10 protein-coding genes and 1 pseudogene are annotated in these 15,098 nt (G+C 41.1%); 6 read left to right on the top strand and 5 right to left on the bottom strand.

The window, feature by feature from the left end:
- Window positions 1-475: 475 nt before the first annotated feature.
- The 3 genes from gcvP to gcvT all read right to left on the bottom strand — a co-directional run bounded on the left by gcvP (window position 476) and on the right by gcvT (window position 5,293).
- Complete coding sequence (gene gcvP / locus H6G26_RS18370; protein WP_190730614.1) at window positions 476-3,451, bottom strand: aminomethyl-transferring glycine dehydrogenase; 2,976 nt, start codon at window positions 3,449-3,451, stop codon at window positions 476-478.
- A gap of 190 nt (window positions 3,452-3,641) precedes the next feature.
- A complete protein-coding gene (gcvH, locus tag H6G26_RS18365; protein WP_190730613.1) occupies window positions 3,642-4,031 on the bottom strand; it encodes a glycine cleavage system protein GcvH in 390 nt (129 codons plus the stop codon).
- Between the two features lie 125 nt (window positions 4,032-4,156).
- Window positions 4,157-5,293: a glycine cleavage system aminomethyltransferase GcvT gene (gene gcvT, locus H6G26_RS18360; RefSeq protein ID WP_190730620.1), complete on the bottom strand. Its 1,137-nt coding sequence runs from the start codon at window positions 5,291-5,293 to the stop codon at window positions 4,157-4,159.
- A 296-nt stretch (window positions 5,294-5,589) separates the two neighbouring features.
- Between gcvT and H6G26_RS18355 the strand changes: the two genes are divergently transcribed.
- Window positions 5,590-6,087: a pentapeptide repeat-containing protein gene (locus H6G26_RS18355; protein ID WP_190730612.1), complete on the top strand. Its 498-nt coding sequence runs from the start codon at window positions 5,590-5,592 to the stop codon at window positions 6,085-6,087.
- A gap of 120 nt (window positions 6,088-6,207) precedes the next feature.
- Here the strand turns inward: H6G26_RS18355 and H6G26_RS18350 are convergent, their stop codons facing one another.
- Window positions 6,208-8,100 (bottom strand): tetratricopeptide repeat protein, encoded by a 1,893-nt coding sequence (locus H6G26_RS18350; RefSeq protein WP_190730611.1) that lies wholly within the window; start codon window positions 8,098-8,100, stop codon window positions 6,208-6,210.
- Window positions 8,101-8,527: 427 nt separating this feature from the next.
- Here H6G26_RS18350 and H6G26_RS18345 point away from each other — a divergent pair.
- The 5 genes and pseudogenes from H6G26_RS18345 to H6G26_RS18325 form a co-directional block, all read left to right on the top strand.
- A pseudogene (locus H6G26_RS18345) lies at window positions 8,528-8,715 on the top strand (transposase); the annotation flags it as partial.
- A gap of 344 nt (window positions 8,716-9,059) precedes the next feature.
- On the top strand, window positions 9,060-10,613 hold the full coding sequence (locus tag H6G26_RS18340; RefSeq protein ID WP_190730609.1) for a protein kinase: 1,554 nt from the start codon (window positions 9,060-9,062) through the stop codon (window positions 10,611-10,613).
- Window positions 10,614-11,058: 445 nt separating this feature from the next.
- Window positions 11,059-11,733 (top strand): hypothetical protein, encoded by a 675-nt coding sequence (locus tag H6G26_RS18335; RefSeq protein WP_190730608.1) that lies wholly within the window; start codon window positions 11,059-11,061, stop codon window positions 11,731-11,733.
- 86 nt (window positions 11,734-11,819) lie between these two features.
- On the top strand, window positions 11,820-12,221 hold the full coding sequence (locus H6G26_RS18330) for a hypothetical protein (protein WP_190730607.1): 402 nt from the start codon (window positions 11,820-11,822) through the stop codon (window positions 12,219-12,221).
- Window positions 12,222-12,478: 257 nt separating this feature from the next.
- On the top strand, window positions 12,479-13,066 hold the full coding sequence (locus tag H6G26_RS18325; protein WP_190730606.1) for a L,D-transpeptidase: 588 nt from the start codon (window positions 12,479-12,481) through the stop codon (window positions 13,064-13,066).
- 71 nt (window positions 13,067-13,137) lie between these two features.
- Here the strand turns inward: H6G26_RS18325 and H6G26_RS18320 are convergent, their stop codons facing one another.
- Window positions 13,138-15,096: an FHA domain-containing protein gene (locus H6G26_RS18320; RefSeq protein ID WP_190730605.1), complete on the bottom strand. Its 1,959-nt coding sequence runs from the start codon at window positions 15,094-15,096 to the stop codon at window positions 13,138-13,140.
- Window positions 15,097-15,098 lie beyond the last annotated feature (2 nt).

Genomic DNA, 15,098 nt, shown 5'->3' with positions numbered 1-15,098 from the left:
TGAAGTGGATGTTTGAGTGGTTTATCCGACACACTACCTTTGATTTTACCACTCTTCAAATGTACGGAGCTTTTTCAGAAATCAAATATTAGTCCTATAGTAGTTTAATGATACACGTAGGCATCTACAAAACGCAATGCTGAGGCTGATGCACTTTACCAGATTTAAGGCAAAGCTTTCGACTTTTTGCAAATGTACGTAACTTTTAAACCTTATCCTTTTTATGGACGCACACTTGCATATTCTCTAGCGATCGCTCAAGCTCATGGTATAGATAAAATATATGTATCTGTGTAACTACTTGCGATCGTGGGTGTTACCGTCTTGTCAAGTACTATCCTTAGTGTTAATGTGACCACTGTTACTACTTTTAGTCAAAAACCCCACACTGACAAAGCTACGTCGGGATGGGGTTGTTGGGGGTTAATTAAGTAATCAAGTGGACATGATATAATCTCTAACTCTTCACTTGATTTTAATAAGCATCCATTGGCAGACAAGAACAAACAAAATTCCTGTCGCCAAAAGCTGCATCAATGCGACCGACAGCCGGCCAGAATTTATATTCACGAGTCCAAGGCGCAGGGTAGGCAGCTTGTTCACGAGAATAAGAATGCTGCCATTCTCCAGTGATAAGACTTTCGGCAGTGTGGGGTGCGTTCTTCAAAACATTATCTTGGGTATCCACCTTGCCTGATTCTATTTCAGCAATTTCTTGGCGAATAGAAATCAACGCATCGCAGAAACGATCCAACTCTTGTTTAGATTCACTTTCTGTAGGTTCCACCATGATTGTACCCCCTACAGGCCAGGAGACAGTCGGTGCATGGAAACCGTAGTCTATGAGACGCTTGGCAACATCATCAATTTCGATCGCAGCTGATTTTTTCAGCGATCGTAAATCTAAAATACATTCATGGGCAACTAGACCATTTTTCCCCTGATACAAAACCGGATAGTACGATTCCAGTCTCTTAGCAATGTAGTTAGCATTGAGAATCGCTACCTTAGTTGCTTTGGTCAAACCATCTGCACCCATCATGGCGATATACATCCAAGAAATCACCAAGATACTCGCACTACCCCAAGGTGCAGCAGCAACAGCACCAATATGCTGGGTACTGGGTACTGGGGATTGGGGATTGGGAATTTCTTCTTTCCTAGTCCCCAGTTCCCAATCACCAGTTCCTACCACAGGATGTCCGGGGAGAAAAGGCACGAGATGAGAGGCTACCCCAATAGGCCCCATACCAGGGCCACCGCCGCCATGAGGAATACAGAAGGTTTTATGCAAGTTTAAATGGCAAACATCCGCGCCAATATCTCCAGGACGGCAAATCCCTACTTGGGCGTTCATATTTGCCCCATCCATGTAAACTTGGCCACCATGACTATGGACAATAGCGCAGATTTCCTGAATTGGCTCCTCAAAAACACCATGAGTTGAGGGATATGTCACCATTAAGGCGGCTAATTGATTGCTATGTTTTTCTGCCTTAGCCTTCAAGTCATCAACGTCAATATTACCTTGTGAGTCACAGGCAACTGCTACTACCTTCATCCCGCACATCACAGCACTCGCCGGATTTGTCCCGTGTGCCGAAGTAGGAATTAAACAGACGTTGCGGTGTGCTTCACCCCGATTTTCGTGATATTGACGAATTACTAAAAGTCCAGCGTATTCACCCTGAGAACCAGCATTTGGTTGCAGAGAAATACCAGCAAACCCGGTAATTTCAGCTAACCATTTCTCAAGTTGCTTAAATAGCATTTGATAACCCTGAGTTTGCGACGCAGGGGCAAATGGATGAATTTTGCCAAATTCCTCCCAAGTTACCGGAATCATTTCAGCAGTCGCATTCAACTTCATTGTGCAAGAACCCAAAGGAATCATCGATGTTGTTAGCGACAAGTCCTTGCTTTCTAGTTTGTGCAGATAGCGCAATAACTCAGTTTCTGAATGATAGCGGTTAAAAACGGGATGGGTAAGATAGGTGCTGGTACGGGGGAGGGGAAGATGGGGGGAGGGGGAAATAGAGAGAAGCGGAGAAAACCATTCTTCTAAGCTGAAGGGTAGTTCATTTTCGCCTGCGAAGATTGCTAAGATGTGAAGCACATCATCAACTGTAGTTGTTTCATCCAGCGATATACCTACAGCAGTTGCATCAAAAATCCGCAAGTTAATTTGAAGTTGTTCGCTATTTGCCAGAATATCTTCTAAATTATGTGTTCCCACTTCTACTCGCAGCGTATCAAAGAAAGATTCGGAAACAACACTGTAACCCAAACGTTTCAGTCCTTGTGCCAGCAACACCGTCAAGGAGTGGATGTTTTCAGCAATTTGCTTCAGTCCAGCAGGACCATGATATACCGCGTACATACTCGCCATCACTGCCAGTAGCACCTGTGCAGTACAAATATTACTAGTAGCTTTTTCGCGGCGGATGTGCTGTTCACGGGTTTGCAACGCCAGACGCAATGCAGGCTTACCTTGAGCATCTTTTGATACTCCCACAATTCGCCCTGGAACCAGCCGTTTATACTCTTCCTTCGTAGCAAAGTATGCCGCATGAGGCCCCCCAAACCCCAACGGAATACCAAAGCGCTGGGTACTACCGACAGCAATATCAGCGCCAAATTCTCCAGGAGGGGTGAGCAAAGTTAAACTTAAAGGATCTGCTGCTACCGTTACCAATGCACCCTTAGCATGGGCTTTTTCTATAAAAGCGCGGTAGTCGTAAATGGTGCCATCACTAGCGGGGTATTGCAGAACAGCCCCAAAAATTGGTTGAGCAAAATCAAATGTTTGATGATCGCCGACAATGATCTTAATCCCTAATGGTTTAGCACGTGTTTGTAACACGTCGATAGTTTGGGGATGACAATCACCAGAGACGAAATAGGCATTTGCCTGGTTTTTACAAACACCATAGCTTAGGCTCATCGCTTCGGCTGCGGCTGTGGCTTCATCAAGTAACGAAGCATTGGCGATTTCCAAACCTGTTAAGTCGATAATCAAGGTTTGGAAATTTAGCAGCGCTTCCAGTCGCCCTTGGGCAATTTCTGGCTGATAAGGAGTGTAGGCAGTATACCAACCGGGGTTTTCTAGGATATTGCGCCCAATCACAGGTGGGGTAATACTGTTGTAATATCCCATACCAATGTATGAGCGAAAAACCTGATTTTTGGCAGCAACTTTTTTTAAGGATGTCAGTGCTGCATACTCACTTTCTGCTTCTGGTAACTTTAGCGGTTGCTTCAGCCGAATTGCCTGTGGAACTGTTTGGTCGATTAGAGCATCCAGGCTGGGAAACCCCAAAACCTTAAGCATTTGCTGGATATCATCAGAGTTAGGACCAATGTGCCTTGGCGCAAAACTACTTAACTTTTGACTTTTTTCGTCCAGCACTTGCTGCTCATGAGACTTGAGAATAGGGGCGTTCAATACCACAAATTACTCTCCAGATAGTACTATTTCATATTTTGCAATAAATACTCATGAGAAGTAGGTGTAATTTTTCAGTTCATCTAAATTTCATAACTTATCTTCGGGTGGAGATAAGGGGAATCGGAGATGAGGGAGACAAGGGAGAAAATTTTAGCTTTTCCTCCTCATCCTCCTCTCTCCTACTCCCTACTCCCTACTCTCCTTCTACTTGCGCCCGATACTCATCTGCTGTCAAGGCATCTTCAACTTCACCAGGGTCATTGACGCGTACTTTTAAAAACCACCCTTCCCCGTAGGGGTCTTCTGAAACTTCTTCAGGAGAATTAATTAAGGCTTCATTACGTTCTACAACTGTTCCTGTTACTGGTGAATTCAGTTCTTCAACGGCTTTCACTGATTCAATTGTGCCAAAGTTTTCTCCCCTAGTAAGAGCGTCGCCAATTTCTGGCAGTTCCAAAAAGACGATATCGCCCAATTCATGTACGGCAAACTCAGTAATGCCAATGGTGGCAATTTCGCCATCTAGCCGCACGTACTCATGAGAATCCAAGTATCTGAAATCTTGAGGATATTCAAAAGACATATCACTTCCTCTCCCTTATCAAAAAAATAATTGCCCCAACAGTCATCCAAGCCATATCTGGTAATGAACCTTACTGGAGATTGACTAACTCACAACACATTATTCCTCAAAAACCCTAACGCTTATCAATTGGCGACACGATTTTTTGACCGATAAAAGGGACGTTTAACTACAACTGCTGGGTAGGCTTTGCCGCGAATTTCGATTTCTAGCTGCTGACCAACGGATGCTAGTTGAGTAGGAACGTAAGCTAAGGCAATGGGATAACCAAGTGTAGGCGAAAGAGTGCCACTGGAAACTTCTCCCACAACTTTACCTGCTGATAACACTTGATAGCCGTGACGAGCAATATTACGTCCTTGGGTTTGCAAACCTACCAATCGACGCTGCACTCCAACGGCTTTTTGCTGTGCTAAAATTTCCCGACCAATAAAATCGCCTTTGGTATCTAAATGAACTAGCCACCCCAAACCTGCTTCTAAGGGTGTAGTGATATCATCGATATCTTGTCCGTAAAGTGCCATAGCCGCTTCTAGGCGCAGAGTATCTCTCGCACCGAGTCCACAGGGGATAACACCAGCTTTATGGAGACTTCGCCACAATTCTACCCCCACATCTGGGTCTACCATCACCTCAAAGCCATCTTCTCCGGTGTAGCCTGTGCGGGCCAGGAAGGCAGGTTTCCCTAGTAGGGTTGCTTCTAAATGTCCGAAGGCTTTGATTGGTTGTAAGTCTTCTTGCACTAATGGCTGGAGATATTTAATCGCTTTTGGCCCTTGCACAGCAATTAAGGCTTTTTCTGGTGAAAGGTCTTGGAATTGCACTTTATCCAGGTCAAGATGTTGCAATAGCCATGCTTTATCTTTACTGGAGGTTGCCGCATTGACGATGATGAATGCCTTCTGTGTCCCAGTGGCATCTTCACCTTGGTAATAAACAATGATATCGTCAATAATTCCCGCTTGGAGATTTAACAAGACGGTGTATTGTGCTTGACCGGCTTGCAATCGACTCAAGTCTGAAGGTACTAGAGACTGGAGTTGGGAAATAAGGTTTTTACCTTGGAGGGTAAATTTGCCCATGTGGGAAATATCGAACATTCCGGCTGTATTTCTTACAGCTTCGTGTTCACGGCTAATGCCACTAAATTGCACAGGCATTTGCCAACCGCCAAAGCTGGTAAAGCGTGCTTTAAGTTCTACACCCACTTGATATAAAGGGGTTTGCGCCAGAGATTGGGCGTTGTCTTCTTGATTAGCCACAGGTAATTTTGCGTAGATGCGGAGCAACTTGCCGTTAGGCATCGCACCTCAACATCTATAATCCTACGAGATGCTTTCTGGTTTTACAGTCTTGTGTATTGAATTTGGGAATGGGGCATTGGGCATGGGTAAGAGAACTTGGGGACAAGGGGAAAGACTTGTTTCAATTTCTCACCTCTTGTCCCCTTGTCTCCCTTGGCTCCCCTGCTCCCTCATCCCCCTCCTTTTCCCCTTGTCCCCTTCTGTGAGGTTTAATAGTTAATGGTGCAATTGTTGAGATTTATTAAGAAGACATTATGAAATATTGGCGAATAATAGCTAGCTTTGTTTTAGCTATGCTTCTTTTTTGGTTTCCCCTATCGGCGCAAGCTGCAAGTTCTTCTAGTATTACCCGTTCTGTGGGTAATGATGAACTCAAGGGCAAGGATTACTCTGGTCAAAGCTTAGTTGGTACTGAGTTTACCAATCTCAAATTAGAGAATGCTAATTTTAGCAATGCTGACTTACGTGGTGTCGTGTTTAACGGTAGTCTCCTGGAGGGAGTAAATCTGCATGGTACTGATTTTAGTGAAGGCATAGCCTATCTAACAAAGTTTAAGGATGCTGATTTAACTGATGCTGTGTTTATTGATGCCATGATGCTGCGTTCTATTTTTGATGATGTAAATGTCACAGGTGCTGATTTTACGAATGCAATTTTAGATGGGACGCAAGTGAAAAAACTTTGTGTTAATGCAAGTGGTGTTAATTCTAAAACTGGTGTAGATACTCGCCAGTCTTTAGGATGTAAGTAAAATTTAACCCCTTCTTCGCTGGTGAAGAGGGGGATATTCTTTTAACTAATTACGAATTATGAATTATGAATTATGAATTATGCCCAGCGATGTCTAACGACAAGCCGCTTTGCGTCTACGCTAGTGATATGATTCTCTTAAAAAGCTTGCATAATTTGCCCGAATCGTCATAGTAGTAGGATGACTGACACCTAAAGTCCGTTCACAAATTTTCAAAGCTTTCTCAAATAAGGGTTTGGCTTTCTTGTAGCGCCTTGTATGACGGTAGAGCGCTGCTAGATTGTTCATGCTAATGGCAACATCAGGATGGTTGTCTCCTAGCAAGCGTTTGCTTAGTTCCAAACCTTGCTGATACAAGGGTTCGGCTTTGCTGTAGCGTCCTGTAGATTCATAGAGTTGTGCTAAATTGTTCAGGCTAGTGGCGACATCAAGATGGTTGTCTCCCAGCAGGCGTTTTCTCAGTTTTAAAGCTTTCTCAAGCAAGGGTTCGGCTTCGCTGTAGCGTCCTGTATAACAGTACAATGCTGCTAAATTGTTTAGATTAGTGGCGAAATGGGGATGTTCTTCTCCCACTAGGCGTTTCCACAGTTTTAAAGCTTGCTGATACAAAAGTTCGGCTTCGCTATAGCGTCCTGTAGATTCGTAAAGTAATGCTAAATAACTGACGCTAGTGGCTACATCGGGATGTTCTTCTCCCAGCAGGCGTTTTTTCAGTTCTAAAGCTTGCTCAAGTAAGGGTTCGGCTTCCTTGTAACGTCCTGCCGATTCATAGAGTAATGCTAAATTGTTTAGGCTAGTGGCAACATCAAGATGATTGTCTCCCAGTAGGCGTTTTCTGAGTTCTAAAGCTTGCTGATATAAGGGTTCAGCTTCGCTATAACGTCTTGTAGATTTGTAAAGTCCTGCTAAATGGTTCAAACTAGCAGCGACATCAGTATGTTCTAAACCAAGACGATTTTGAGCCAGTTTTACACACTGTTGCAACCAAGATTCTGCTTGCTGATAAAGTTCTTGACCTTGATAAAACCAAGCTAATTTGGTAAACAGAGTAATTAGATTTTCATCACTGAGATATTGAGATAGGTGGGTTCCAACTTCTGTAATGTGCGGGATATGTGAAGTAAGGTTAAGAATATCTTCAGAGTTAGGCTGTTGCGGAATTAGTTTTGCTACCTCTAACATCATCGTTGCAAATTTAGTTTTTGCTTCATCCGCTTCGCTTGACTTATCCAACTTAATTTGGAAAATTTGACGAATAAGTGGATTTAGACGATAAATTCCTTTACTTTTCTGTTGTAGCAAATGCAATTCTAGTAAATCGGCTATGGCTTTCTGATTGAGTTCTTGTTTTGTGTCATCTTCTATCACCTCAACAGATAAGGGAATGTCAGCTATAGCACACAAACTTAGCAAACAGCCAAAGCTTTGTGCATTTTCATCCAACTGTTCCCAACTCAACTCAAAAGCTTCAGCTACACCGTATTCATAAGTCATCAATGAATTATCATTGACCTCTGCTTCATGTTCTATTCGCTTTTGCTCTAGCCTTTTCAGTAGTGTTTCCAGAGACAAATCTGGCATTTTATCCAGATATCGCCCTACTAACTCTAACGCTAAAGGCAAATATCCTAAAAATTTACAAATTCTTCTCGCAACCAAAGGTTCTTGTTGCAGTCTTTCCCGAACCACCAGCGTTTTTAATAATTTCATCGCTGCCAATGGTTTGAGAGCATCAAATTCGCTATTATATTTTGCCGTCAGGTAAGCTTGTAAGTTTTCTAGTTTGTCCCGGCTGTTGGAAATCGCTAACTCAGGATAATTCTGGGCGAACTTATTATATACTTCACCCATCCATTTTCTGAAAGCAGCAATATCAACGTTTAATTCGCTAGCAAGTTTATCTTCACTTTTACCTAAATTTTCAGTCTTAAAATACTTTAGAAACGCTGCTGTTTGCTTTAGGGATAAGCCATGAGTAGCAGCTTCTTTGGCTAGAAAATTAGCCCATTGCATAAACAGTTTGTATATATACTTTATTTTAGATTCTACTTTGTCTGCATTTGGAAATCTCCTCTCTTTGGGGTAAAAATACTATTTGTTTCATAAAAACTATTTAAAAGGAGTGGTCTTACGGTAAGGTATCGTTATTTGAGCTTTTGAGGATGGACTTTGAGCTTCTGAACTTCAAATTTTGATCTGGGAACAAAAGGCTAGGCGATGTTTACGGCGGGCTACGCCTAGGCACTTTGTCAATTAGTATGAGAATCGAACCACGTCCGCGTTAGCATCTCTGAAAGAGAAGCCTCTCGTAGAGAAGGACGCAAAGAGCGCTAAAGAAGAGAGAAGAGGAGCGTAGACGCGCAGCGGCTTGTCGTTAGACATCACCATTTAAAGTTCCAATTGATGAGCGATCGCTGCTAAGGTTAATAAGGTTAAACAGGTGATTCTGCGATCAAAACAACTCATAAGCTTTGTATTGTCCAAAAAACGTTGGGTCATAGAGCGCACTTTTGGCTGGCTGATAGGATATCGGCGATTGTTTACAGACTATGGGTTATACCCGGAACATCGGAGACGTTTATCTACATTATTGCCATGATCCGGCTCATGGTGAGGCAATTAGTATAAAGTTCGACCCCTCTAAGCTTTTGTTATTATAATTTACTCTGATAAAAGTAAAATAGGCCCCTATTTAAAGCTCATTAATATCAATGAGTTGTCTAAAATAAAGAAGTTACAGAACTCATCACAACTTGTAAAAATTTTGTTAATTGTGTATAGTCTTTTCAGGAATTGCGCTGTGAATATTTGTAGTTACCTATATCCTAATAAAGATTTACAAGAACAAACCCATGAACACACTTCCTTTACAGCAGTGGGTAATTGCTTTCAGATGGGACTATAATAACAACTTAATAGATTAAGATAAGAAAATATCTAAAGTACAACCGAAATACTCTGCAAAATACAATATGAAAGGCATAGTCCTTCGTAACCGCTATAAAATCTTACAGTTTTTAGGAAGTGGTTCGTTTGGCGACACATACATAGCAGAAGATATAGATTTACCTAGTCATCCCAAATGTGTCGTGAAACAGCTTAAGCCTAAAGCGTCCGAACAGGAAATTATGCTGGTTGCTAGACGACTATTCGAGAGTGAAGCAGAAGTTTTATACCGTTTAGGTAACCTTAGCAACCAAATACCTAAACTATTTGCTCATTTTGAGGAAAACGGCGAGTTTTATCTAGTGCAAGAATTTGTGGATGGGTATAACTTAAGCGCAGAAATAATACCTGGGAGCCAATGGAGTGAAGCTGAGGTTGTCAAACTCTTACAAGAAATTTTACAAGTTTTGATTGTCGTTCATCAGGAGAATATCATCCACCGCGATATCAAGCCCCAAAACCTGATGCGTCGTAGTCATGATGGCAAGATTGTGATGATTGACTTTGGCGCAGTTAAAGAAATTAAAGGTTTGAGTGCGGATACTCAAGGTCAAGTTAGTTCAACTATTGTTATTGGCTCCAATGGTTATATGCCTAATGAACAAGCTAATTCCAAGCCAAGACTATCTAGTGATATCTATGCAGTGGGAGTGATTGGTATCCAAGCTTTGACAGGAAAATCACCTCAAGATTTCCAAGATGACCCTGCAACTGGAGAGATAATTTGGCAACATGAGGCAAATATTAGCAATAAACTGGCTAATATTTTAACCAAAATGGTACGTTACAACTTTAGTCAGCGATACCAAACAGCAGCAGAAGCATTGCAAGCACTCACTTCATTGCCACATCCTCGACCATTACCAAAACTAAAGCCAGCAAGCTGGAGATTTCCCTCTCATTGGAAAGCGATGGTAATAGGTGGAGTAGTTTTACTTGTGTTTCTCGCATTCAAGTATGCAGTACCTAATTCTACTGAAAATACTCAAAAACAAAACCCTCCAAATCCCCAACCACTAATTACAGAACAGCCTCAAACATCTCCATTAACTTCTGAATCAAACATACCAGTACCTACAAAAACATCAACTTCTTTAGAATTCTCTCCATTACCTTGTGATAACGATAAACAACTATCTTCACCTCCTCCAGCTACAGGAAAACCAACGTGGGAAACTAGCACTTATAAATACTATGGAGAGATAAATCCAAAAACAAAAGAAGCTAATGGTAGAGGGTTGATGGTTTTTAAAAATAGTGGTTTTCAATACTATGGAGACTTTAAGAATAATCAACGTAATGGATGTGGAAGATTATCATATCCGTTGGAAAGGAATATAGACTATTATTTAGGTCAGTTTAAAGATGATAAATTCCAAGGGATGGGACGTTTGAAACTGAGAAATCAAAATGAATATATAGGAGGGTTTATTAACAATAGATGTCAAGGAAGAGGAGTATATGTATTTAAAGATAAGACTGAGCAACATGGATTGTGGTATGAAGATAAGTTAAAAGGAAGTGAAAATTTGTTATGTAAGGAGTCTTCAGCACCTATTATTTCAATATCAGCTTTTTAGCCCAAAATATTTTTAATTATTTCAGTTTATTGGCTTAAGTGATGATACCCTCTATGCCAGTACAAGCGCACTTGTTCATTAAACAAGCCCTAATCTCAATAAAAACACAAGTAATCGCATTAACCCCTATTGATTGAGAATGAGTTAGGTGTAGGCGTAGTTTGTCGTAAACATCGCTATCATCTTATAGAAATCAATAGAACCATAAATCAGATTTTATTGTTAATACATTAAATGTAGATTTTGTCAATTCGTTTCAGAGAAGTTTACCTTTATATATTAGACTTTTATGAATTGATAATTAATTGCTTTGATACGTTAAAAACATATACTGAATTTTAATGAGGTTGTGCTGATTTATGTAATATAATTTTTTTTAAATCCTAGTTTATTACCATTAGTAATGGTAGTGTAAATACAGTTAAAAATAAAGGTTATTTTATTTATGAAAATAAAATTCGTACTTTCTTTTTCTTGTCTATTTATTTCCACGAGTTTAACTTTTATTCCGATACAAAAAATATTAGGGCAACAAACATCTCCAACAATTCCTGAATCAAACACTGTACCAGATTCCACAACACCAGATTCCACAACAACACCAGATATAACACCAACCACAACTCCTGAATTAAACACTGTACCGGATTCCGCAACAATACCATTACCTTGTGATAACGATCAACAACTATCCTCACCTCCTCCAGCTACAGGAAAACCAACGTGGGAAACTAGCATTTATAAATACTACGGAGAGATAAATCCAAAAACAAAAGAAGCTAATGGTAGAGGGTTGATGATTTTTAAAAATAATGGTTTTCAATACTATGGAACGTTTAAGAATAATAAGCGTAATGGATGTGGAAAATTATCATATCCGGTAGAAAGTAATATTAACTATTATTTAGGTCAGTTTCAAAGTGATAAGTTCCAAGGGTTGGGACGTTTGAAACTGAGAAATCAAAATGAATATATCGGAGCGTTTGTTAACAATAGATGTCAAGGAAGAGGAGTATATGTTTTTAAAGATAAGACTGAGCAAGATGGAACATGGCGTGAAGATAAGTTAGAAGGAAGTAATAATTTATCATGCAAAGAATTCAACACTAACTATCGATAGTCCGGACATAAATTTAATTAATTTAGTTTGGCATTCTGAACAGTATTTAAGTGAAGTAAGTTAACAACCAAGGTTTATTAAAGAAAATGAAATTTATACTTTCTACCACTGCTGTATTTGTTTTCGTGAGTTTAAGTTGTCTTCCAGCACAACGGTTACTGGCGCAAGAGATTCCTGTCGCAGGCCGGGCAATAGAACCAAATAAAAATACATTTAGTGAACCGCCTGTTGCAGGACGAGCAATAGAAGAATCAAAAAGTAACCAATTAGCTTTTAAACCAAATCAATCGCTTCGTAGAAGACAATCTGCAAAACGGTCTGTACGACGTGAAAGAGCCAGTGTTAGACGAGAATCTACACCACGGGTTCGGCCAGTAATATACACACCACAGAGACAAAGTGTTCAAAAAAGAACGATAAGAAGACCTACCAGACCATCTCCAAAAGTACCTGTAATACCTCAAAACTTCCCAATCAGACGAGGATAAAAATAGATAGATTTCTGAAAAAATTGATAACAAGGAGCAAACTGGAAAGGCAAAAATCAAAAGTTCAGAAATCATCTGGTTAATTCTTTAATTCTAAATGTTTTTATTTATCCAAATAGTGGTTTAACGCAAGGTAGAGTCGAGAGGAAGGTGCAACGAGAAACTAAAACTTGTCTATTGGGTTCTAAGTAAACCTGATAGCCGTGATTTATTTAGACCATCCTTATTCTTAAGCCTATTATCAAGACAGATAGTTTATGAAAATTAAGGTAATAAAGAATAGCCTGTATCTTTCTACTGGTTTAGGTATTGCTTTTGGTGCAATTGGATTATATTTCTGGATGCAATCACAACATAACGCTAACGTCACTGTTGGCCAAAGTGCAGATTCCCACAAGACAATTGAGAAGCCAGCACCTCCTAGAGGAAAATTAACTACTCCAATAGCTTCTAAACAACACATCCGTCTAGTGCTTAAAAGAAGTACACGGCAACTGTATGTATATAAAGGAGAAAATTTACAAGCTAGTTACCCAGTAGCCGTTGGTAAAGCGGGGTTGGAAACGCCAATAGGGAAGTTCAAAGTTATTGAAATGCTGAAAAACCCCGATTGGACAAATCCTAAAACTGGAATTTTAGTTCCTCCGGGTGAAAATAATCCTTTGGGAGAACGCTGGATTGCGTTTTGGAATGTTGGCAGAGAATACATTGGATTTCATGGCACTCCTGATAGATCATCCGTCGGAAAAGCAGTTTCTGCTGGTTGTGTTCGGATGTATAACGAGCATGTCCGTGAACTGTATGAAATGGTTAAACTTGGTACATCAGTGTTAGTAGAACCTTAATCGGTGTTGAGCAAAAATGAGCGAGATGAAAAGATAAATACTGTATTCATCCTGCCTTCTTCCTTCTGAGACTAAGGTGACTGATTTAACACCCATTTCAACCACTGCCTAAAGGAACTTACACTATTCAAACGATGGATTCCAGGCGCACGGGTGGCGGCGAGTCCATCAACGGCAACTAATGCAGCATATTGCAAGCCCAAGAAACTATCAACTGCGGCATAAGGGCCACCTAAAGTAATAGCCCCAGCAGCATACATTTGACCTTTGCCACTACGCATCTCTACTAGCTCAAAATTGTTTGCTACAGTCAATCTTCCTAGATGGTTCAGTGGGAGGTTGTAATGTTTCACCAAATCTGATAGAAGGGGATTAGCATCTACTTTGGCATCCAGTCCAGTAGCATCAACAATAAAATCAGCTAGCAATTTCATTTCCCCAAAGTTTTGCTCTCGGATATGGGTAATAGTCCGGTTTTGGGCATCTCGTTCTACATCCAAAACCTCTCCAAAGGTAATTTGATACCAGCCTTCGCTGATCCCTTGGGCAGTAATTTGTTGCCAGTCGTGGCGGTCGGCGGTGGTAGTTCCACCCCAGTCTGCTAGTAAGCGTTTGCGTTCATCGGGGGTGGCTTTTTCTAACATTGCCCGGAGTTCACCGCCCCAACAGGCTTTAGGCCAGTTAAAGGGTTGAAATTCGTAATGATTTTTGACTAGGCGCTGGGTATTTTGAAATTTGTTGCCTTGAGGTTTAGGCGATCGCATTAAATGCAAAACTGCAATATTCTGATTTCGTTTTCTTGCTTCATAAATGCGCTGCACAATCCGCGAAGCCACGATTCCCCGCCCACGAATCAATACCGTACCACCATGTCGCTCTAGTTGCTCATAAACATGATCGTGTGCTTCATAAGCATTCACGACAGATTTAAAATCTTGATATTTTTCTCTATAAGCTTGCAAATCTGGAAGAAACTGAATTGCTGGATACCCAGTAGCTAAATGTAAATAACGAGTAACTAAAAAAGCATAATTTCCTGGGGCGCGAGAATAGGCTACGCAATACCTGCCATCATCAGTTTTACGAATTACCCTAACTCGCCCATAGCGATAAATTTGATTCCAACCAATGCGCTTCGCCTCACGGTCTATGGAATCAAAGACGTTACCTGCACGGGGTGTATAAGTTTCCGCAAATGTTGGTTCAGCAAACACTTGCCATAAATATTTGAATGCTGACTTCATCTCCCTCTTAGTGCAATCGTGCCAAGCCTCACGCAAGGCATAACTAGGCCAGCCCCAAATATTATCAGGACAAGAGTCAGAATTTGATCGCAGTCTTTCATATAAGGGAATTTGCGAATTCAAACAAAGGCGCTTGTAACGAGCATAAGGTTCTCCTTCTAATCCCAAAGCCACAATTTTGTCAGCACGTACACCACTAATTCGCAGCAAATCAGCCCAAACAAAGCTACCCAGTCCCGCTCCGATCGCTAGATAATCAGATTCATCTACTGGTAGACCTGTACCATGAAGTGCTTGCACAGCAACATTTTCCGCCTGAAACGCTAGTGGCGGGAAATTATTTGCCAAGGGCGTTAGCGGCTGGGCTACAGGCAAACTAGGGTCTGGAAGATTGGTATTTGCGTTGAAGTGAATCGTTGAAGGAGGGGTGGTATCTGGTGCGGGTACGTTAGCAGCAAAGGTCACTGTGATTAGATATGGGCCAATTTGCAACGTATCGCCATTAACCAAAACACTGCGCGTTTGTGGTTGGCCATTGACATACACACCGTTAACGCTGCCTTGGTCAATAACTACCAGATGATCTTGTTCCCAGTCAATTAGAGCATGGTAGCGAGAAACTTCGTTACTGTTAAGCAGCATCCTAGAAACGCGCACTCCTCGGAGTTCAGCAGGTAAGCGAGCGAATTCTCGACCAAAAGCGATCGGCATATTCAGCCTTGGTTCTCGCCGTTCACCCGTCGCTGGTTCTTCCCAACTCAATTGGATTTGTAAGTCATTTGTCATTA

Origin of the sequence: Nostoc sp. FACHB-888 (assembly GCF_014696655.1) — a bacterium.
Lineage (GTDB): Bacteria > Cyanobacteriota > Cyanobacteriia > Cyanobacteriales > Nostocaceae > Nostoc.
Note: the sequence above shows the minus strand (reverse complement) of the source record. Positions and strands in the feature narration are given on the sequence as shown.